General features: G+C 35.0%; 2 protein-coding genes. Both read right to left on the minus strand.

The features are described 5' to 3' along the window. Nucleotides 1-6 precede the first annotated feature (6 nt). Nucleotides 7-444 (minus strand): hypothetical protein, encoded by a 438-nt coding sequence (locus AAEY99_RS21145; RefSeq protein WP_350996960.1) that lies wholly within the window; start codon nucleotides 442-444, stop codon nucleotides 7-9. After that, the coding region (locus tag AAEY99_RS21150) for an N-acetylmuramidase domain-containing protein (protein ID WP_351011938.1) at nucleotides 431-662 on the minus strand (232 nt) is incomplete at its 5' end. The genes AAEY99_RS21145 and AAEY99_RS21150, both read right to left, overlap by 14 nt.

Raw genomic sequence — 662 nt, forward strand, 5'->3', positions numbered from 1 at the left:
AATTCACTAGAAATCTTCAATAGAGCCCAACTTACTAAAACCTGAATCATCACAAAGCCAATATTCTTTTGTACCAATTTTTTGTATTGTTACTGATGTTTCTTTAATAATCATATTAAGTTCTTCGCTGTAGTAGTCACTCACTATGACTTCACTATCGTCGTATGTGAAAGTCATACTGTGCTCTGTAACTAAAGAACGGTGGTAGCTCGATTTACTCACATCACTAATTAGCGCTGCATTAGCAAGCTTTGAACTCTCAATATTAAATTGCTCTAATTTAAACGTGTTATCCATTTTACTAATAACAACATCAATCGATTTGGGCTGATCAGCGTGGCATTTAAATATAATCTCTGCCACATCACGCTGAGAGGCGCTACACGATGCAACTAAAAATAAGGATAAAACCCACAAAGCGTTAGAGAGTTTACTTTTTGTCATATTTTTCAAATGCCTTCTGTAATTTAATATCATACTTATTCTGTTCGTACTGCGAACCGTTATAACCTTTAGCAAATGAAGCCCAGTCTAGCGTTATTAGGTACTTTTCTAGGCCTTTATTCTTTACAAAGCTAACGAAAGCATCAAGCTGTTTTCTTTCTGAGCTGAACATTGCTTTAACAAATGCTTCTACGCTAGTAAAACCTGACTCACTATAA

The sequence above is a fragment of the Shewanella sp. S1-58-MNA-CIBAN-0166 genome (assembly GCF_040310085.1).
Lineage (GTDB): Bacteria > Pseudomonadota > Gammaproteobacteria > Enterobacterales > Shewanellaceae > Shewanella.